We start from the raw sequence: 20,741 nt of genomic DNA, 5'->3' as shown, positions 1-20,741 counted from the left end.
GGAATTCGCCGATCCGGTATCGGACCGTATAGAGAGGAGGCTCCTTCTCGGAACCACTGAACCGCTGAACCACTGACAGGAGCACCCCGTGACGGTGATGGTGGAGCGGCACGCCGTTCCCTCGGTCGACCAGCAGACCGCCGAGCGTCTGGCCGAGGAGTTCGAGGCGAGCCTCCGGCAGCTGGCCTCCTCGCCCGTGACCGTCGGCACGGCACTGGACGGGGCACTCCTGCACGTGCGGGCGAACCAGGCCCTCAATCCGCGCGGCAACCGTTTCGACACGTGGGACGCGACCGTCTCCGCCATGCAGATGGGGACGGCGGCCTTTGCCGCCGCCTCCGTCACCGAGGGCTCGGTCGAGGCGCGCATCGCACACGAGATGCGCACTGTCGGAGCCACGGGTCCCCAGCCCCACGCCAACGCCGAGAACTGGCTGACCACGCTCTGGTTCGTCATCGTCTGCCGGGACCGGCCCCGCATGGACGCGATGTGCCGGGTCCCGCTCGGTCTCCTGCGGTCGTCCGGTGCCGAGGACGACGCGTACGTCCACCACTGGGTGGACGCCCTGCAGACGTACTGGCACGAGCAGCCGGGGCTGCCGGAGAAGCTGACGGCGGCCATCGAGCAGTCCCATCCGGGCATCGCCACGCACACGCCGCGCCATCTGCTCCAGTGCGTGCGGTATCCGCCGATCAACCTCTTCCACCAGTTCCTGCGCAAGGACCACGCCGGGTTCAACCAGGCGCTCGTGGAGGCACTGGAACTCCACAAGGCGTACTGGAGCGCGCCGGAGCGTTCGGGAGACCTCGCGGGGTTTCTGGCCCTCGGACCGCTGGCCGTCGCATGCCTCGCGTACGACGCGGGCTTCCCCGTCGAGGTCGAGTCCGAGTACCTGCCCGTCCGCCTCCTGGACCGTTCCTGGGTCGGCGAGTTCGACACGTGAGGCCACCGGACTCCGGGTCTCCCCGCCAGGCGCCGGGCCTCACCGCCGAGTCCCCAGTCTCACCGCCGAATCCTCAGTCCCACCACCGAGTCGCCGACCTCACCGCCGAGTCCCCCGGCCTCACCGCCCGGGAGGAGCGCCGGCCGTCGCCCAGGCGTGGGCGAACCGTTCGTGCGCCGGGGCCGGCACGGCGGCAGCGGCGGACGGGTCGGCGGTCGGGGCGGACGGGTCGGCGGTCGGGGTCTTCGCGGCGGGGCGCGGGGCCTTCGCGGCGGTGAGTTCCTTGCGGACGGCGCGGTGGTGGTCGAGGGTCCAGGCGTTCCAGCGGCGTACGGTGCGGTCGGCCGGGCGGTCGAGGGCGTGCAGCTGGAGGTGGAGTGCCGCCGCGTCGCGGCCGACGCCGAGGGACTCCGCCACCTCGTCCACCAGGTCCGGGGCGCTGAAGAGCGGGTTGGCCTCGTACTGGCCCGGCGGGACCGGGGTGGCCGCCGAACGGTCCGCCAGGGCGCGCAGGGCGGTGAGCCGGTCGGCGGGTATGTCCGTGAGCGGGCCGACGGCGTCCTGGAGCGAACCGGCGGGGGCGTCCGTGAGCCCGTCGAGCAGGGTGCGGGCACCCGCCGCGGCCGGGTCGCCGACCGGTCGCTCGGTGAACGCCCAGGTGATCGCGGTGACGGCGGCCCGAGCCCCGTCGGCGTCCAGCGGGGCTTCCGGAAGGCGGCCGGTGAGCAGGGCGGTGGCCCAGGTGTCGGGCAGGCCGTGGTCCTTGGCCAGCGCGGCGGCATGGCTGCCGTCGTCGACGTACCCGGTGACCGGGAGCCGTCCGGACCATTCGGCGGCCATCCGGTCCGCGGCGGCGGTCATGCCGCCGGGGGCCCAGAGCTCCGCGGGGTCGGCGGGCACGGCGGCGGCGAGCACGGCACGCCGGCCTGCGAGGCCGAGGCGATGCCGCAGGTGGTCGTACGCGTACACGGTCTCCCGGTCGGCCTTGTACGGCTTGGTGCGGCACAGCTTCAGGTGCGCCGTGTAGTCGTCGCTGCCGAAGAAGCCGTCGAGGACCAGGGCGGCGATGGCGCGCGGCACCCCCGTACGCCAGCGGAACAGGTCCACGGCCTCCTCGGGCACCGGCAGCGGGCCGCGTTCGGCGAGGAGGGCGAGCAGGCGGGGGAGCCGGGCGGTGTCGTCCCCCGCGACGGTGCGGGTCCCGCACTCCTCGGCACCTGTGGGCTCCGGCTCGGCGGCCCGGTGCAGGAAGGGCACCAGGTCGCTGCGGACCGGGCCGGAGGCCACCTGGGCGCCGGACGCCCGGAGTTCGGCGACCCCGGCCTCGGGCGCGCGGCCGGTGCGCCAGGTGGTGCCCCGTTCCGCGAACGGCTGGCGGCTCCACACGTCGAGCAGCGCGGTGAGGGCCCCCCGGTGCTCGTCCGGGGTGGCGGCGACGACCGCCCGCCAGGCCACGGCGTCGATCCGGCCGGTCAGCGCCGCCCACTCGGGCGGCGGGGCGGGCAGGGCCAGCACCCGCACCTCGTCGTCGATCTCGCCGCGCAGGTACCGGCCGTCGGCGGCGACCGCCGTGAGGAGGGCGGGCTGCGGCTGCGGCGGCCGCTCCTCGTAGCCCCGCAGTTGGGGCAGCAGGCCGTGCAGGGCCGGGACGAGCCGGGTGTCGGGCACCGGGTCGGGCAGCTCGACGACCGGGCCGGCACGCATGACGGCCACCCGGTGCGCCAGCTCCCGGAGGCGGCGCAGCACGTCGGCGGCGAGCCGCACGGCGCGGGTGACGCCCTGCCGGACCCGGGGGTCGGTCACCCCGGGCGGCGCCACCTCGGCGCCGGACGCCAGCAGTTCGCGCACGACCTCGTCGGTGACCGCGCGCAGCGCGTGGGAGGACGGTTCGTCGCGCGGGGTGAGGAAGTGCCAGAAGGCGGGCGGCGGCACGGCTCCGGCCTCCTCGCCGAGGGTGGCCCGGACCGGTCCGCCGTAGCGGCTGCCGGGGAAGCCCCGGACCTGCCAGAGCAGCGAGTTGTCCTCGGCGGCGTGGCAGCGGACGGTGGTGTCGCCGACCACGACGGCGTCCTCGCCACCGGCCGGGAGTCCGAGGATGCCCCACGGGCGGCGGCCCAAGGTGGTGGTGCGGTAGGACGCGGTGCGGCCGTCGACGGACCTCAGCTCGAACGCGCGGGGCGAGGGACCGGCGTACGGGGTGTGGTGGTCGATCCGACAGCCGGTGAGCCGGCCGTCCTGGCCGAGCGGGGACGGCGGGGCGCCGGGCGGCAGTTCGGCGAGGATGCGGTGGTCGAGGAAGGGCCTGGTGCCGTCCGGTGACGCGTCGGGCGCGTGGAAGCCGGGCAGGGCGGGGTCGGCGGTGGGCACACCGGTGGCGGGGTCCAGGCGGGTCCACCCCTTGCGTCGGTCCTCGCCGAACACCTCGCTGCTCCAGAAGTACCGGCCGTCGTACATCTGGTAGTCGCGGAGGCCGTGGCCGATGCCCGAGGTGTCGCCGGGGCGCAGGACGTTCTCGCCGTCGAACCGGCCGCCGCCGTCCGGGGTCCGGAACTGGTAGCCGAGGCCGCCCTGGATGATGCCGCCGTAAGGGCGGAGCCCGTAGGACTGTTCCGGTTCGAACGTGTCGGCGGGGCTGTCCGACCAGTACGCCGTCGTGACGGACCTGTCCTCGCCCCCGCCCGGCCAGGAGACGAGGAACTGGCCGCCGACCCAGTGCACCGTGGGGAAGGCGGCCCCCTCCGGCAGTCCCAGGGCGTGCTCGCCGCACCGGCCCGCGTGGTCGACGGCGAACGCGCGGCGCTCCCCGTACACCGTGAGCACCGGCCAGGTGCAGGTGACGTGCACCGTCTCGGCCGGCCCGAATTCGGCGAGGGCCTCCTCCAGGGCGGGCCAGCCCAGCTCCTCGGGCAGCCCCGCGCGCAGGGCCCGGGCCAGCGGGCCGGTGAGGTCCAGCGCGTCGAGGGCCTCCTCGATGCCGTCCAGGGCCACGGCGGTGGGCCGGTCGAGGAGGCCGTGCAGCTCGTCCACGGCCTCGTCGGCCGCGGCGAGCCCGCCGCCGCGCAGGGTGTCGAGCAGCTTCTCGATCCGGCCGTGCACCTCGGCGGCGATGCCCGGATTGTGCGGGAGCCGGCTGATGGCCGTGCCGCCCCGGGACCTGAGCCCGGCGTGGACCGTGCCCTCGAGCCGGGGGCCGAACACCGGGTCGGAGGCGAGGGCCCGCAGGTCGCGCTGCGACTCCTTGTCCCAGAACTCCAGGGAGATGGCGGGGCCGGGGTCGTGGACGGGGATGCCCTCGGCGAGGCAGACGTCGAGCAGGTCGGCGTCCAGATGCGGCCACTGGTAGCGGTCCTCGTGGAGCCGGACCGGGGTGCCGTCCGCCTTCAGCCGCGGGGCGAACCGGGTGACCAGGTCGAAGAGTTCGGCGGGCATGGCCTGACGGCGCACCCCGCCGTCGGACCTGCGGTGGGAGTACTGGGCGGCGTACCGCCGCAGCCACTCGCCGAGGCCGCCCTCCGGAACGATCCGGCCGGCTGCGGCGGCGTCGGCGGCCCCGCAGCCGATGAGCAGCCGCAGCCAGGCCGCCGCGTCGTTCTTCGAATCGGGGAACAGGTCGAGCAGGGCGGTGGCCGTGTCGTCGGCCGGCCGGTGGGCGGCGAGCGGGCCGAGCGCCGCGTCGAGCAGCCGGTCCGGCACGGCCTTTCCGCGGGCGGCCGCGAGCACCTCGCCCAGCACCCGCGCCTCCTCGTCGGTGCCGTGACCGGCCGCGCGCGCGGAGTCCCGGACCCGGCGGGCCAGATCGGCGGGAAGCTCACCCGGCGACGCCGCCCAGACGGTCAGCAGCCGCACGAACTCGCGGTGCGCGTCGCCCGGTTCGAAGACCCCGGCCAGCCAGGCCGGAGCGCCGCTGATCTCGGTGGCGGGAAGCGCGCCGAACCGGGCGAACAACTGGAGGTTCGCCCACCGCCAGCCGGTGTCGACCGGCAGCTCGTGCGTACGCTCCGCAGCGCGCGCGTACCCGTACGCACGGGCGGCGGAACGGCGGTGCGTCTCCAGCATCCAGTGCCCGATGGTGTCCCAGAACCACGGCAGATGGGCGGCCGGCAGCCCCCGGGCCAGCCGCGCCGCCCCGTCCACGAACCGTCCGGGCTTCTCCCACGCCCCGTACCGGTCATGGTCCGCCTTCGCCAGCACGTCGCGGGCGTCGCCCTCGGCGCCGGGGGCGTGGACGCGCGCCCAGTCGACGTACGTCTCGGAGACGCGGTGATTGGCCGGGAGCGGAACGGAAGGTCCGGTGCTGCTGGTCATGTGTACGAGTCTGGCAGGCGGGACTGACAACCCCTCGGCCACGGGCTCCACGCCTCCGGGTCCGGCTCCGGGACCGGATCCGGGTCGTCTCCCGTTCCGGCTCCAGTGTCAGAAGGGCTGGTTATGGTCCCGGTATGCCTGCCTTTCGCGACTTCAACTTCAAGCTCCTGGTCATCGAGAAACTCATGTACCAGGACAGGACGCTCACCCCGGCCTTCAGCATCAACGAATGCCTGAAGGCGAAGGGGATCGACGACGCGCAGCTCTACGCGTACGACAACGACCTCGCCTACACGGTGCTCGACGAGGCCCGCTCCCACTTCGAGGCCCTGGAGATCAGCGAGGAACTGCTGGCGACGGTGGACACCCTCCTCATCGACGGCGGGCTCCAGGTGTACTGCGAGTGCTCCCCGGTCTGGGACGGCGAGGACGACCTGTTCGACGTGCATTCGCTCGACGACCTGGACCTGTTGCCGAACCTGCGGCGGATCATCGGCGCCGAGGACTGCGGGCTGGGCGTCCCGTTCAAGAAGGAGATCCTCGCCGCCCGGGGCATCGCCTCCGACTGAGGCCGCCGGCCCGGCCGTCGTACGATCCACCTCGTCACCGCCCGTTCCGCCCGTTCCGCCTACCGGTTGGGCACCACGTGACGGCCCGACAGGTTCGGTATATGACGGATCTGACAGATGATCCGGACATATGTCCGGTCACGTGTCCGGCCTGCGTGGCGCGGGAATGATCAGCGGCATGAACGACGAGCCGGGCCGGATCCTCCACTGGAACTTCTTCGTAGGCGGCCACCTGAGCGCATCGGTGCCCGTGCGCCTCGTCGAGCGCACCGACAGGGGCCAGCTGGTGTGGATGGAGACCCGCACCCCGATGTGGCGCACGAAGCTCCCGGGCGGGGCGCACCTGCGGGACATCGCCCCGGGCGACCGCCCCGCCGACGGATACCCGGTGGTCGCCGACCGGTGGCCGATGGGCAGCGCGCTCTTCTACCAGCCGGACGACGCCGCGCACTCGGTGCTCTGGCTCTTCGGCCGCCGAAAGAAGTTCCGCGGCTGGTACGTGAACCTGGAGCACCGGGTCCACCGCGGCGACGACATCGACATCGCCGACCACGAACTCGACATCAACGTGGCCCCGGACCGGAGCTGGCGGTGGAAGGACGAGGAATCCTTCGCCGAGAAGACCGGCGACCCGGCCTACTGGTCGGCCGACGAGGCATCGGCCATCCGCGAGGAGGGCCACGCGGTCGCACGACTCGCCGAGGCTGGAACGTTTCCCTTCGACGGCACTTGGTGCGATTTCCGGCCACCACGATCCTGGAAAACCCCGCCCCGGCCCCCCGTGCCGCGCCACCCGCTGCTCTGAGCACCCCTGCTCCGACCGGACCGAGGACCCGCCGGGACCCGTCGGAACCTGCTGAGGCCTGCGCAAAAAATCTCGGCCAAGGTGGCGGGATGGCAGTCATTGCCCGGGGTCACCCTCCGTGATACACAGAGTAATCATACGTATTTGGTCACATACCGCTCCGACCCGCTGGTCAGGACGGCCGGACCGGTCAAACGTGCGGGATCCGGGTAAAGAGAGCCGTCAAGCCGTCGTGCGAAAGCAGTTTCATCAGCGAAGATAGAGAGTGACCCGTGCCGCGCGGCAGGGGGCAACGAACTACCCAACAGGGGCGGTGACTTACATGATCCTGGCAGCGGAAAAGGGCGACATCACCACCATCATCGGCGGAATCGCCCCGAACTGGGGGCCGTTCGGGTCCTTGGGCAACGAGGCCCGCGTAATGATCGAGGTCGTGATGGCCATCGCCATCCTGCTCTGCCTCGGCATCGCGGTGTGGGGCGCGGCGAAGCAACGCATCGGCGCCACGGCCCTGCGCGACACGTTCAGCGCCGAGCAGGGCAAGGGGCTGATCGTTGCGGGTCTGACCGGTGTGTTCATCATCGGATCGCTGGGAACCGTGTTCACCATCGTCTACGGAATGGCTGTCTGACCGGCAGTCGGCCCACGCCAGGGGCGATCCCGCCCATCCCCACCATCCGTCCGTCGTGCCCACCGGCAGAGGTTGCGTCTCCCTGATGTCGAGTCATCACACCGCGTCCGCGCGGAAACCTGCACGGCTACCGTCGTACTACCCGGTCCAGGAAACGGTTGAGGGGGCGTGCGCGGCATGAGCCACGGCGACGAGGGCGGCTACGGCGACGACGCTGTCCGTACCGATGATCCCTACAGCACCATCGGCGGCACGCGCCAGACCCGTACCCGGCTTCCCGACGGCGAGGGCGAAGGCTACGGCGCTTCCCGCCGCCCCGCCCGCAAGCCACGCTCCCTCGTCACGATGGTCGGCGTGGTCGTCCTCCTGCTCGCGGCCATCGCCTTCGCCAACATGGGCGGGGGCGACCGGAACGACAACGGCGACGGGTCGGGGGGCCCGGGAAGCAAGCCGGACTCGTCGTCCACGGCGGCCACGGGGACGAAGCCGGTGACGGGGAAGAACGGCACGATCCCGTCGGGGTTCGCCCATGACGAGCAGGGGGCGCAGAGCGCGGCGGCGAACTACGCCGCGCTCCTGGGCTCCGACGGCATGTTCAACAAGACTCGTCGGCACGAAATCGTGCAGGCCATCGCGGAATCCAGCACGAACGACAGTCTTCAGAAAGGCTTCGACGCCGACTACTCCCCAAATTTCCTGGCTCAGATCGGCCTCAACGCCGATGGCACTGCCCCGGCCGGATCGGTCTTCGTCAACCGGACCCTGCCGGCGGGCACGAAGATCAAAACTTACACAGACCAGTCCGCAGAGGTGGAGGTCTGGTGCTCGGGCCTGTTCGGCCTCACCGGTGACGAGTCCACCAAGCCGGTCACCAATGGTTGGTTCACCGTGACCATGAAACTCAAATGGAACGGATCCGACTGGAAGGTCCTGGAGACCAGCCAGAACGAGGGCCCCACCCCCGTGACCGGTGACAATCCCGTTTCCGGCTCCGACGAGATCGCTGACGCGGTGAATGGGTTCGGAGGTTTCACCTATGCCCGGTAGCCTCCGAGCCCGCGTCGGCTCGGTCACAGCGGCGCTCGGCACTGTCCACGCGCTCTTGTTCCTGTTCGCCGCACGAGCAACCGCAGATCCGACCCCCGACCCCTCTTCCTCCCCCTCCGTCTCCCCCTCGCCCTCGCCCTCGCCGAGCGGGAGCAGCGACGCATGCGGACTCATCGCCGGGCCGGCACGTGACTACTGCGAAAACGGCGACGGCAACGCCTCCTCCAACGGCGTCGCCCCCTCCGGCCTGAACGACTCGCTCGACCCGCTCTCCTCCCTCGCCCGCGGCTGCGCCGACGCCGCCGCGTGGATCGTCGGCAAGCTCAGCGAGGCCGTGAAGAGCACCGCCACCGTCGACTTCACGAACACCAAGTTCCTCCAGCAGTACGCGATCGTCTTCGCCGCCTCCACCGTCCTCACGCTCATCCTGTGGCTGCTGGCCGTGGCCAAGCGGGCGATCCGCGGCGTGCCGCTGACGACCGCGATCTCCGAGGCCATCGGCTTCCTGTGGCTGACGGTGCTCGCCTCCGCGTTCACCCCGCTGATCCTCTACACGGTCGTCTCCGCGACCGACGGCGTCACCGAGGTCATCGCCACCTCCTCGGGCGGGCAGACGGACGTCTTCTTCGGGTCGTTCGCCGAAGCCCTCAAGAAGGGCACCGACATCGGCGGCGGGCCGATCATGCTGATCGTCGTCTCGCTCGTGTCGATCCTCGCCGCGGGCATCCTCTGGCTGGAGCTCGTCATCCGGGCCGCCCTGCTCTACGTCGGCGCCCTGCTCGGCACCGTCGTCTACGCCGGGCTCGTCGACAAGAACATGTGGGGCCACGTCCGGCGCTGGGCGGGCATCATGATCGCGGTGATCATGGTGAAGCCGGTCATCGCCGTCGTGCTCGGACTGGCCGGCGCGCTCTCCCAGAACGAGGGACCGGACGCGATCTCCGCCGTCGTGTCGGGCCTCGCGATCATCCTGCTGGCGATCTTCGCCTCCGCCATGATCTACCGGTTCGTCCCCGGCTTCGGCGACGAGATCCAGGGCGCCCGCACCAACCGCAAGCAGGCCACCGACGGCTCCCAGGCCGCCGCCCTGGTCAGCTCCCCCGCCGCCCTCGTCTCCCAGGGCATCAAGACGCACAGCGGCCGCAGCGGCTCGGACGGCGGCACCAGCACGGGCAGCGGCAGGCCCGCCAACCCGATCAGCGGCGGTGTCGCCGCGCACAGCTCCCGCGGCTCCGGCGGCGCCCCCGCCGCGCCCCCGCCGCGCAGCGGATCGGCGCCGACCTCCGGCACCCCGCACGGCAGCCGCTCCCACCGGGGCGGCGGATCAGGCAGTTCAGGCAACAACAGCACCGGAGGTGGAGGGCGTTGACGACTCCGTCCCACACGATCGCGCCCCGCCGCACGTATCTCATCGGCCGGGCCCGGCCGAACGCGATCGTCGGCAAGAACCGCGAGACCGGCGAGATCGCCCTGATCATCGTCGGCGCGTTCCTCGGCATGATGAGCGGGCTGATCGTCCCCGTCCTGCCCCTGCGGATCGCGCTGCTCACCGGGTTCCCGTTCCTCGCCCTGGCGATCGTGTACCTCCCGTACAAGCACCGCACCTTCTACAAATGGTTTGAAATCAACCGCAGCTACAAGCGCACCCTGCGCCGCGGCACGACCTACCGTTCCGCCGCCATGGAGGCGGGCGTCGGCGTCGACGGACGCGAGGTCGAGATCGGACCGCCCCCCGGCATCGGCCGGATCAACTGGCTCTCCGCGCCCTTCGGGCCGGACGAGATCGCCGTGCTCCTGCACGCCGACCGCCGCACCGTCACCGCCGCGATCGAGATCGAGGGCCCCGGCGTCGGCCTGCGCGACAGCGAGGACCAGGAAGCGCTCGTCGACCGCTTCGGCACCCTGCTGAAGCACGTCGCCAACGGGGACGGCTTCGTGACCCGCCTCCAGATGCTGGCCCGTACCCTCCCCGCCGACCCCGACGCGCACGCCAAGGACGTCGCCCAGCGCGGCGACAAGTCCTCCCCGCTCTGGCTGCAGGAGTCCTACGACCAGCTCCAGTCCATGGTCTCCACCTCCAGCGAGCAGCACCGCGCCTACCTGGTCGCCTGCATGCACTACACCCGCGAGCTGGCCGCCGAGGCCAACGCCATGGCCCGCGCCGCCCGGACCGGCCGCAAGATCGACCGGGACGCCGGACTCGCCGTCGTCATGGCGCGCGAGCTCACCGACATCTGCGCCCGCCTCGCCGAGGCCGACATCCGGGTCCGCCAGCCGCTCGGCCAGAGCCGGCTCGCCTCCCTCGTGCACTCGATGTACGACCCCGACCACCCCATCGACCACATCCAGGCCATGACCAAGCGCAACGCCTGGCCGGCCGAACTGGACGCGGTCGAGCCGACGTTCCTCCAGGCCAAGACCCGTGAGTCGGTCACCCGCGCGCCCTGGTGCCACTCCACGGCCTGGGTGAAGGAATGGCCGATGACCCCCGTCGGCGTCAACTTCCTGGCCCCGCTCCTCGTCCACACCCCCGACGTGATCCGCACGGTCGCGGTCTGCATGGACCTCGAACCCACCGAGATCGCCATCGAGCGGATGCTCACCGAGAAGACGAACGACGAGGCGGAGGCCAACCGCCAGGCCAAGATGAACCGCACCGTCGACCCCCGCGACATCGCCGCGCACGGCCGGCTCGACCAGCGGGGCGAGGACCTCGCGAGCGGCGCGGCCGGGGTGAACCTGGTCGGGTACATCACCGTGTCGTCCCGTTCCCCCGAGGCCCTCGCCCGCGACAAAAGGACGATCCGGGCCTCGGCCGGCAAGTCGTATCTCAAACTGGAGTGGTGCGACCGCGAGCACCACCGCGCCTTCGTGAACACGCTCCCGTTCGCCACCGGCATCCGCCGCTGACCACCGACCACCGCCACCACCACCGCCACCGACGGTCGGACCGGCCCCACGACCGGTCACCGGCCATCACCCCCATCCACCGCCCGCCACCCACGGACGACGACCGAGAGAAACGAGAGGGAGGTCGGTCACGCCATGCGAGACCCGCTGTCCGCACTGTCGGACGCCTTCACCGCCTTCCTCTTCGGGAAGGTCGAGACGACCAGACTGCCCGTCCGCACCTCGACCGGACAGGCCCAGGCCGTCTACCTGCCCACCGCGGCCCCCGGCCTCGGCGACTCCGGCGTGATCATCGGCCGCGAGGTCTACTCCGGCAAGGGCTACATCTACGACCCGTTCCAGCTGTACGGACAGCAGCTCCCCGCCCCGCACTGGCTGGTCCTCGGCGAGTCCGGCAACGGCAAGTCCGCGCTGGAGAAGACCTACGTGCTCCGCCAGCTCCGCTTCCGCGACCGCCAGGTCGTCGTCCTGGACGCCCAGGGCGAGGACGGCGTCGGCGAGTGGAACCTCATCGCCCAGGAGCTCGGCCTCACCCCGATCCGCCTCGACCCGACCGCCGCGCTCAACGGCGGCATCCGGCTCAACCCGCTCGACCCCTCGATCACCACCACCGGCCAGCTCGCCCTGCTCCGCACCATCATCGAAGTCGCCATGGGCCACGGCCTGGACGAGCGGTCCGGCTTCGCGCTGAAGGTCGCCCACGCCTACGTCAACGAGACGATCACCGACCGGCAACCGGTCCTGACCGACATCGTCGAACAGCTCCGCCACCCGGAACCCGAGTCCGCCGAGGCGATGAACGTCGACATAGACGACGTACGGGCCTGGGGCCTGGACGTCGCCCTCGTCCTGGACCGACTGGTCGACGGTGACCTGCGCGGCATGTTCGACGGCCCCACGAGCGTCGGCATCGACCTCGACGCCCCGCTGATCGTCTTCGACCTCTCACACATCGACCGCAACTCCATCGCGATGCCGATCCTGATGGCGATCGTCGGCGTCTGGCTGGAGCACACCTGGATCAGGCCCGACCGGAAGAAGCGCATCTTCCTGGTGGAAGAGGCCTGGCACATCATCAACTCGCCCTTCGTCGCCCAGCTCTTCCAGCGCCTGCTGAAGTTCGGCCGGCGCCTCGGCCTGTCGTTCGTGGCGGTCGTCCACCACCTCAGCGACGTCGTCGACGGGGCGGCGGCCCGCGAGGCCGCGGCGATCCTGAAGATGGCGTCGACCCGAACGATCTACGCCCAGAAGGCCGACGAAGCCAGAGCGACGGGCCGGGTGCTCGGCCTGCCCCGGTGGGCGGTCGAGATCATCCCGACCCTCACCCCGGGCATCGCGGTCTGGGACGTCAACGGCAACGTCCAGGTGGTCAAGCACCTGATCACCGAGGCCGAACGCCCCCTCGTCTTCACCGACCGCGCGATGACCGAGTCCTCCGCGGCCGAACTCCTCCCGGACGACGTACGCGCCGCCGACCTGGAGGCGGAGGAACGCGCCGCACGGATCGAGCGCCAGCAACGGCTGAACGAGTCGTCCGAGTCAACGGTGGCCTGACGATGGCAGGACGCGCCGAAGAACGTACCGGCGGCGGCATCCCGGACGGCCTGCTGATCGGCCTGCTGGGCTTCCTGCTCGCCCTGACCCTGCTGATGTGGACGGCCACCGGCCTGGCCGGACTGCTCGCCCACGGAGCCTGGCCCGAGGGGGTCACGCTCCCCGAGACCCCTCTCGCCCTGCGCCGGCTCGTCACCGCGCCGCAGGACCTCCCGGCCGCCTGGCCGAACACCCCGGCGGGCGAGCTCTCGGGCTACGGGCTCTTCTGGGGCCTGTTCATCGGCGAACTGATGGTGCTGCTGGTCCTGACGGTGTTCGTACTGGGCGCGCTGGCCCGCTGGCGGGTCGTACGGGCCGAACAGCGCGCCGAACGCCTGGAGCAGCGGGAACAGCAGCGGAACGCGTACCTGGAGCAGAAGCGGTACAAGCAGCAGGAGAAGAGCCGGGGGCCGGGCCGGGGCCGGGATCAGCGGCACCCCGCGAAGACGGCGCCGGAAGAGGCCGAGAAGACCGCAGGGACCGAAGAAGTGGTCACGGAGGTCACAGAGGTCAGGGGGGTCGCAGAGTTCACGGAACCGCTGTCGGCGTTCCACGAGTCCACCGCCCCACACCGGCCCACCGCTCCCGCACCTCCCACCACTCCCGTACCTCCGACCCCCGCAGGCCCCACGGCCGCTGCCGCCCCGGTCACCGCGGCCGCCGACCTGCCCGGGCTCCCCTCCCCTCGTACGCCCCTCGTCGTCTACGGCCCCGCCGCCACCCGTCGCCCCGCCGCCGTCCACGCCATCCGCGAGGCCGAGGGGCCCGCGCTCGTGATCACCTCCGACCCCACCGTCTGGGCCGAGACGAAGGACGCCCGCGCCAAGCTCGGCCCGGTGCTGGTGTACGACCCGGGCCACCTCTGCGACACCCCCGCCCGGCTGCACTGGTCCCCCACCGCCGGCTGCGAGCAGCCCGAGACGGCCGCTGCCCGTTCCACCGCCCTGCTGGCCCCCGTCCGGCCGCAGGCCCGGATCGACGCGGCGACCGCCGACACCGCCGAAACGCTCCTGCGGTGCTGGCTGCACGCCGCCGCCATCGACGGCCGCCCCTTCCGCCAGGTCCACCGCTGGGCCCTCGGCAACAGCGCCCACGAGCCGGTGCGCCTGCTCCGTACGCACCCCAAGGCGGCCTCCGGGTTCGCCGGACTACTGGAGTCCGCGCTCACCTCCCATCCCGAACGCCGGGAAATGGCGCAGGAGTTGACGGTACGCGCCTTCGCCGCGCTCTCCTCGGTCCACATCCGCGAGGCCTGCACGCCGAACCGTGCCGATTCGCTGGTGCTGGAATCCTTCGTGGCCGAAGGGGGCACCCTCTACGTGGTGGGTGAGCCGATCGAGGACCCCCGCTCGGGGCCAGGGGCCATGCCCCTGCTCACGGCACTCGCCTCACACGTGGTCGAGCACGGCCGCCGCTCGGCCGCACGGTCAACCGCCGGTCGGCTCGACCCACCAATGACGCTCGTGCTCGACGACGTCGCCGCCGTGGCCCCGCTCCCCCGGCTCCCGGAGCTGCTGGCGAACGGTCAGGGCATGGGTCTGCCGGCCCTGGTCCTCCTCCGCTCACGCGAACAGGCCCGCGCCCGCTGGCCCCAGGAGCTCACCGTCTCGCACTGACCCCGGCCGACGTCACCACCGACGTCACCCCGGCCCACCCGGCCGACACCACCACCGACCCGCCCGGTCACACTCCCGGTCACGCCACTCGCTCATGCCGTCCGCTCACGCCACCCGGTCCACCGCGTGCTCCAGTTCGCGCTTGGACGGGTCGCCCGGCATCGGCACCGACTGCCCGGTCGCCACGAAGCCGATCCGCCGGTAGAACGCCGCGGCCCGCAGGTTGTCCTCGTGCACGTACAGCCGCACCCGTTCGATCCGCGGCTCCTCCAGCGACCAGGCCCAGTCCATCCCGGCCCGGAACAGTTCCTCGGCCAGACCCGCGCCACGCGCCTCGGGCCGTACGAACACGCCGACCACATGCGCCTGGTCCACCCCGGCCGCCTCCCCGAACCGCGCCTCCGCGTCCGGCCGTTCGATCAGCACCGTGATGCTGCCCTCCCACCGCCCGCCGGGCGCGACGGCCACGAACTGCCGCACCTCGCCGCTCCCGTCCTCGGAAGCGTTGCGTGCCCGTTCCTGCCAGAACTCGTCGGAGCAGGCCAGGCTCTGCTCGTACGTCTCCAGGAACGCGATGGCCGCGACCGGATCCTGCAGCGCGGCCAGCCGCAACTCCTTGACCCGGTCCCATTCCTCGGCACGCACGACTCGAATCACATGTTCCATCCGGCGATGGTGCCCCTGCCGTCCGACCTGCGCAAACGCTATTCCCCCTCGCCCTGTTCCCCCCTTGCCCCCGCCCCGCTCCGCCACCCGGCACCCGGCACCTCCCGGTCCCGGGGGCGCGTCCTCGGACCCGGTGTCGTACCCCGGTACTACGCGCACCGCCACGTCCCGCCCCAGGGCCGACGCCCGCCACGGGCCCGGCTCCGTAGCGTCGATCGCATGATCAGGGCTCACGAACTCACCCCGCAGACCGCCTCCCTGGAGCAGGCGTTCATGGAACTGACCCAGGAGGCGGTCGAGTACCGGATCACCGCCCCCGAACCGACCGGAGCCCCCGCATGACCGCCGCAACCACCCACCCCGACCAGCACCCCGACCTTCCCCCGGGCTCCCTCCCGGCCCCTCTTCCGGCCTCTCGGCGCTCGTACCGCATCACGCCCGCCCGGATCCTGCGTTCCGAATGGCACAAGCTCAGGTCCCTGCGCTCCTCCTGGATCACCCTGATCTCGGCATCCGTACTGGTCCTCGCCGTGGGCGTGGTCATGGGCACCACATACACCTCCGACGGCGGCGACTCCGACGTCGACACGGTGGTCCTGGTCCTCTACGGCTCGATCCTCGGCATGCTGTGCACCGTGGTGCTGGGCATCCTGGTCACGGCGGGCGAGTACTCGACGGGAATGATCCGCGCATCGCTGGCCGCGGTCCCCCGCCGGCTCCCGGTCCTGTGGGCGAAGGCGGCGGTCTTCACCGCCACCGTCCTCGTCGTCATGACGGCCACCGCCCTGCTCACCTTCCTCGTCGCGCAGTTCTTCCTCCACGACACCGACCAGGCGGCCTCGCTCGGCGACCCCGGTGTGCTCCGCGCTATCGTCGGGAACGCCGCGGGCATCACCTTGCTCAGCCTGATCGCGCTCGGCCTCGGCGCCCTGCTCCGCTCGGTGCCCGGTGCCATCGGCGCCTACATCGGCGGCGTCATGATCCTGCCGGAGGTCCTCTCCATGCTTCCGTACGACGCCGTGGAGAGCGCGATCAAGTACTTCCCCACCCAGGCGGCGGGCGCCCTCGGCTCCGCCACCCCGCTCGCGGGCGAGGCGCCCCCGGCCGGCGCCCTGCTCGCCCTGGGCCTGTGGGCCGGAGCGATCCTGGGGGCGGCCGCCCTGCTGCTGCGCAGGCGAGACGCGTGACCCGGGCATGACGAACAACGAGGATGGGCGCGTGACGAACGACGACAGGAGCCGGGCCCGGAGCGCCTCCCTCCCTGGCCCTGCCCCGAGCCCCGTCCAGGACCCCGCCCCGGGCCCCACCCAGCTCACCGGTCACATCCAGCGCCTGTTCCAGCACGTCCGCGCGTTCGACCGGCGCCGTCCGATGATCTGGAACGGGCTGCTGGCCATGGCCTGGGTGCAGTTCGCCGTCCTCGACGTCACCTCGGGCGGCTGGCGCACCGTGGCCCTCGACCCGAACGTGTCCGGGACGCTGGTCCTGGCGATGAGCATCGCCTTCTCCGCACCGCTGCTGTGGCGGCGCACGCACCCCCTGGCCGTGCTGGCGTTCATGGCCCCGGTCGCGCTGGTGAACGCCTGGTCCGGTGCCGTCATCCAGGCCGCCCACCTCCAGGAGATCGTGGTCTTCAACATCGCGCTGCGGCTGCCCGCGCGGGCCCTGGCGTGGGCGGGCGCCCTGGTTCTCGCCCCGCTCCTGGCCGGTGCGGTGCAGCACCCGCGCAGCTGGGACCCGCTGATCGTCCCCCACCTCTGGGCGTTCGCCCTCGTCGCGCTGCTCGGGATCGTGGTCCGTACCCGCAAGGAGTACACCGAGGCCCTCGTCGACCGCGCCCGCCGGCTGGAGCTGGAGCGCGACCAGCAGGCCCGGCTCGCGGCCGCCGCCGAACGGACCCGGATCGCCAGGGAGATGCACGACATCATCGGCCACAACCTGTCCGTCATCACGGGCCTCGCGGACGGCGGCGCCTACGCGGCGGCCAAGAGCCCGGAACGGGCCGCCCAGGCGCTCGAAGCCATCGGCGCCACGAGCCGCCAGGCCCTCACCGAACTCCGCCGCCTCCTCGGTGTCCTGCGGGACCACCCCGCCGAAGCCGACCGCGCCCCGCAGCCGACCCTGGACGACATGGACGCGCTCCTCGAGGGCGTCCGGACGGCGGGCCTCCCCGTACGCCTGCACATCCACGGCACACCTCCGCCGGTCCCGCCCACCGCGGGCCGCCAGCTGACGGTCTACCGCGTGGTGCAGGAGGCCCTGACGAACACCCTGAAGCACGGCGGCACCGCCCCGCCACCGACCGCGGAGGTCACCCTCACGTACGGGGCGGCCGAACTGGAAGTCCTGATCACGGACACGGGCCGGGGCACGGGGCCGGGCACCGTCACGAGCACGGATACGGGGAGAGGTACGGGCACGGCGACGGGCCCGGCCGGTCCTGACCGCGGGAACGGTGGGCAGGGCATAGCCGGGATGCGTGAACGGGCGTCCCTCTACGACGGCACGCTCGAAACGGGCCCGCGCCCGGGACCGGCGCCCGGGACCGGCTGGCAGGTGCGGCTCCGGCTCCCCCTGGAAGACAATCCTTCGTGACGCCGACGGCCAGCCCCTCATGACGCTGGAGGAAACCCCCTCGTGACGACCGTGCTCATAGCGGACGACCAGCCGATGCAACGCTTCGGTTTCCGCATGCTGTTGGAGAGCCAGGACGACATGACCGTCGTCGGCGAGGCCGGGAACGGCCACGAGGCCCTGGAGCTCGTCTCCCGGCACCAGCCGGACGTCGCGCTGATGGACATCCGCATGCCGCTCCTGGACGGCATCGAGGCCACCCGACGCATCGTCAGGGCCGGGTCCCGCACCCGCGTCCTCATCGTCACGACGTTCGACCTCGACCAGTACGCGTACGACGGCCTCCGCGTCGGCGCCAGCGGCTTCCTCATCAAGGACGCGCTGCCGGAGGAACTCCTGTCCGGCATCCGGGCCGTGGCCGGGGGCGACGCGGTGGTGGCCCCGAGCCTCACCCGCCGGCTCCTGGACGCGTACGTACAGCACCTGCCGGCCGTTCCCGGCGGCCCCACCACCCCGGACCCGCGCATCGCGGCCCTCACCGAACGGGAGCGGGAGATCCTCACCGTCATCGGCAAGGGCTGGTCCAACACCGAGATCGCCACCCGGCTGCATCTCGCCGAGTCGACGGTGAAGACCCATGTCACGCGCATTCTCGCCAAGACCGGGTCCCGCGACCGGGTCCAGGCGGTCATCCTGGCCTACGACACCCACCTGGTCACTCCGGCCTGAAAACAAAAAACCGCCGAAAGGCGGTAACGGATGAGCAACGCAGAAAAGCCCCGTGCCTGGCGGCACGGGGCTCTCCCGGAAAAACTGTTCGGCGGCGTCCTACTCTCCCACAGGGTCCCCCCTGCAGTACCATCGGCGCTGAAAGGCTTAGCTTCCGGGTTCGGAATGTAACCGGGCGTTTCCCTAACGCAATGACCACCGAAACACTATGGAATTACTGAACCACCGGTGACAACACAGCCGTTCGTTATTCCAGAACAACACAGTGGACGCGAGCAACTGAGGACAAGCCCTCGGCCTATTAGTACCAGTCAGCTCCACCCGTCACCGGGCTTCCACATCTGGCCTATCAACCCAGTCGTCTGCTGGGAGCCTTAACCCCTCAAGAGGGCGGGAATACTCATCTCGAAGCAGGCTTCCCGCTTAGATGCTTTCAGCGGTTATCCCTCCCGAACGTAGCCAACCAGCCATGCCCTTGGCAGGACAACTGGCACACCAGAGGTTCGTCCGTCCCGGTCCTCTCGTACTAGGGACAGCCCTTCTCAATATTCCTACGCGCACAGCGGATAGGGACCGAACTGTCTCACGACGTTCTAAACCCAGCTCGCGTACCGCTTTAATGGGCGAACAGCCCAACCCTTGGGACCGACTCCAGCCCCAGGATGCGACGAGCCGACATCGAGGTGCCAAACCATCCCGTCGATATGGACTCTTGGGGAAGATCAGCCTGTTATCCCCGGGGTACCTTTTATCCGTTGAGCGACAGCGCTTCCACAAGCCACTGCCGGATCACTAGTCCCGACTTTCGTCCCTGCTCGACCCGTCGGTCTCACAGTCAAGCTCCCTTGTGCACTTACACTCAACACCTGATTGCCAACCAGGCTGAGGGAACCTTTGGGCGCCTCCGTTACCCTTTGGGAGGCAACCGCCCCAGTTAAACTACCCATCAGACACTGTCCCTGATCCGGATCACGGACCCAGGTTAGACATCCAGCACGACCAGAGTGGTATTTCAACGACGACTCCACAACCACTGGCGTGGCCGCTTCACAGTCTCCCACCTATCCTACACAAGCCGAACCGAACACCAATATCAAACTGTAGTAAAGGTCCCGGGGTCTTTCCGTCCTGCTGCGCGAAACGAGCATCTTTACTCGTAGTGCAATTTCACCGGGCCTATGGTTGAGACAGTCGAGAAGTCGTTACGCCATTCGTGCAGGTCGGAACTTACCCGACAAGGAATTTCGCTACCTTAGGATGGTTATAGTTACCACCGCCGTTTACTGGCGCTTAAGTTCTCAGCTTCGCCGACCCGAAAGTCGGCTAACCGGTCCCCTTAACGTTCCAGCACCGGGCAGGCGTCAGTCCGTATACATCGCCTTACGGCTTCGCACGGACCTGTGTTTTTAGTAAACAGTCGCTTCTCGCTGGTCTCTGCGGCCACCCCCAGCTCACGGAGCAAGTCCGGTCACCGGGCGCGGCCCCCCTTCTCCCGAAGTTACGGGGGCATTTTGCCGAGTTCCTTAACCATAGTTCACCCGAACGCCTCGGTATTCTCTACCTGACCACCTGAGTCGGTTTAGGGTACGGGCCGCCATGAAACTCGCTAGAGGCTTTTCTCGACAGCATAGGATCATCCACTTCACCACAATCGGCTCGGCATCAGGTCTCAGACTTATATGCACGACGGATTTGCCTACCGTGCGTCCTACACCCTTACCCCGGGACAACCACCGCCCGGGCTGGACTACCTTCCTGCGTCACCCCATCGCTTACCTACTACAAGTCTGGTCCGTCGGCTCCACCACTACCCTCAACTCCGAAGAGATCGGGCCGGCTTCACGGACTTAGCATCGCCTGATTCAGTACTGGGCGTTTCAAAGCGGGTACCGGAATATCAACCGGTTGTCCATCGACTACGCCTGTCGGCCTCGCCTTAGGTCCCGACTTACCCTGGGCAGATCAGCTTGACCCAGGAACCCTTAGTCAATCGGCGCACACGTTTCTCACGTGTGTATCGCTACTCATGCCTGCATTCTCACTCGTGAACCGTCCACAACTACCTTCCGGTGCTGCTTCACCCGGCACACGACGCTCCCCTACCCATCCCGGCGGGCGTTGGCCCTACATGCCGGAATGACACGACTTCGGCGGTACGCTTGAGCCCCGCTACATTGTCGGCGCGGAATCACTTGACCAGTGAGCTATTACGCACTCTTTCAAGGATGGCTGCTTCTAAGCCAACCTCCTGGTTGTCTCTGCGACTCCACATCCTTTCCCACTTAGCGTACGCTTAGGGGCCTTAGTCGATGCTCTGGGCTGTTTCCCTCTCGACCATGGAGCTTATCCCCCA

15 protein-coding genes and 2 rRNA genes (1 of these 17 only partly in view) are annotated in these 20,741 nt (G+C 70.4%); 13 read left to right on the top strand and 4 right to left on the bottom strand.

The genetic code is table 11. The features are described 5' to 3' along the window. The first annotated feature begins 97 nt into the window (after positions 1–97). Positions 98–943 (top strand): immunity 49 family protein, encoded by an 846-nt coding sequence (locus OCT49_RS18585; RefSeq protein ID WP_283855844.1) that lies wholly within the window; start codon positions 98–100, stop codon positions 941–943. 120 nt (positions 944–1,063) lie between these two features. On the opposite strand, the gene OCT49_RS18580 is transcribed toward OCT49_RS18585, so the two are convergent. After that, the gene (locus OCT49_RS18580) at positions 1,064–5,248 is read right to left on the bottom strand and encodes a hypothetical protein (protein WP_283852982.1); all 4,185 of its coding nucleotides are present in this window, start codon (positions 5,246–5,248) and stop codon (positions 1,064–1,066) included. Between the two features lie 134 nt (positions 5,249–5,382). On the opposite strand from OCT49_RS18580, the gene OCT49_RS18575 reads away from it, so the two are divergent. From OCT49_RS18575 to OCT49_RS18540, 8 genes are all read left to right on the top strand, one after another. Then, positions 5,383–5,817 (top strand): DUF6892 domain-containing protein, encoded by a 435-nt coding sequence (locus tag OCT49_RS18575; RefSeq protein WP_283852981.1) that lies wholly within the window; start codon positions 5,383–5,385, stop codon positions 5,815–5,817. Between the two features lie 178 nt (positions 5,818–5,995). Then, positions 5,996–6,622: a ribonuclease FAU-1 family protein gene (locus OCT49_RS18570; RefSeq protein ID WP_283852980.1), complete on the top strand. Its 627-nt coding sequence runs from the start codon at positions 5,996–5,998 to the stop codon at positions 6,620–6,622. Positions 6,623–6,944: 322 nt separating this feature from the next. Then, on the top strand, positions 6,945–7,253 hold the full coding sequence (locus OCT49_RS18565) for a DUF8827 family protein (RefSeq protein WP_283852979.1): 309 nt from the start codon (positions 6,945–6,947) through the stop codon (positions 7,251–7,253). 177 nt (positions 7,254–7,430) lie between these two features. After that, on the top strand, positions 7,431–8,300 hold the full coding sequence (locus OCT49_RS18560) for a DUF8175 domain-containg protein (protein WP_283852978.1): 870 nt from the start codon (positions 7,431–7,433) through the stop codon (positions 8,298–8,300). Continuing rightward, positions 8,290–9,669: a hypothetical protein gene (locus OCT49_RS18555; RefSeq protein ID WP_283852977.1), complete on the top strand. Its 1,380-nt coding sequence runs from the start codon at positions 8,290–8,292 to the stop codon at positions 9,667–9,669. The genes OCT49_RS18560 and OCT49_RS18555 overlap by 11 nt, the downstream gene beginning before the upstream one ends. Further along, complete coding sequence (locus OCT49_RS18550; protein WP_283852976.1) at positions 9,666–11,210, top strand: SCO6880 family protein; 1,545 nt, start codon at positions 9,666–9,668, stop codon at positions 11,208–11,210. The genes OCT49_RS18555 and OCT49_RS18550 overlap by 4 nt, the downstream gene beginning before the upstream one ends. A gap of 135 nt (positions 11,211–11,345) precedes the next feature. Further along, positions 11,346–12,764, top strand: a complete 1,419-nt coding sequence (locus OCT49_RS18545; RefSeq protein WP_283852975.1) for an ATP-binding protein — start codon at positions 11,346–11,348, stop codon at positions 12,762–12,764. Positions 12,765–12,766: 2 nt separating this feature from the next. Next, positions 12,767–14,419, top strand: a complete 1,653-nt coding sequence (locus tag OCT49_RS18540) for a P-loop NTPase family protein (protein WP_283852974.1) — start codon at positions 12,767–12,769, stop codon at positions 14,417–14,419. A 105-nt stretch (positions 14,420–14,524) separates the two neighbouring features. On the opposite strand, the gene OCT49_RS18535 is transcribed toward OCT49_RS18540, so the two are convergent. After that, complete coding sequence (locus OCT49_RS18535; RefSeq protein ID WP_283852973.1) at positions 14,525–15,085, bottom strand: GNAT family N-acetyltransferase; 561 nt, start codon at positions 15,083–15,085, stop codon at positions 14,525–14,527. Between the two features lie 219 nt (positions 15,086–15,304). Here OCT49_RS18535 and OCT49_RS18530 point away from each other — a divergent pair, with 219 nt between their 5' ends. Genes OCT49_RS18530 through OCT49_RS18515 form a run of 4 tightly spaced genes read left to right on the top strand, consistent with a single transcriptional unit; the run spans position 15,305 to position 18,388 of the window. After that, positions 15,305–15,427, top strand: coding sequence for a hypothetical protein (locus tag OCT49_RS18530; protein ID WP_502963392.1), 123 nt, complete (start codon positions 15,305–15,307; stop codon positions 15,425–15,427). After that, on the top strand, positions 15,424–16,272 hold the full coding sequence (locus OCT49_RS18525) for an ABC transporter permease (protein ID WP_283852972.1): 849 nt from the start codon (positions 15,424–15,426) through the stop codon (positions 16,270–16,272). Before OCT49_RS18530 ends, OCT49_RS18525 begins: the two co-directional genes overlap by 4 nt. Before the next feature lie 7 nt (positions 16,273–16,279). Then, positions 16,280–17,680 (top strand): sensor histidine kinase, encoded by a 1,401-nt coding sequence (locus OCT49_RS18520; RefSeq protein WP_502963391.1) that lies wholly within the window; start codon positions 16,280–16,282, stop codon positions 17,678–17,680. A gap of 42 nt (positions 17,681–17,722) precedes the next feature. After that, a complete protein-coding gene (locus OCT49_RS18515; protein WP_283852970.1) occupies positions 17,723–18,388 on the top strand; it encodes a response regulator in 666 nt (221 codons plus the stop codon). Positions 18,389–18,474: 86 nt separating this feature from the next. On the opposite strand, the gene rrf is transcribed toward OCT49_RS18515, so the two are convergent. Together rrf and OCT49_RS18505 are read right to left on the bottom strand one after the other, a co-directional pair. After that, positions 18,475–18,591 (bottom strand): 5S ribosomal RNA (rrf, locus tag OCT49_RS18510). A gap of 78 nt (positions 18,592–18,669) precedes the next feature. Continuing rightward, a 23S ribosomal RNA gene (locus OCT49_RS18505) occupies positions 18,670–20,741 on the bottom strand (it continues 1,054 nt past the right edge of the window).

It is taken from the genome of Streptomyces sp. ML-6 (assembly GCF_030116705.1).
GTDB lineage: Bacteria > Actinomycetota > Actinomycetes > Streptomycetales > Streptomycetaceae > Streptomyces.
The sequence above is the reverse complement of the archived record's forward strand: the minus strand, read 5'-3'. Positions and strand labels throughout refer to the sequence as shown.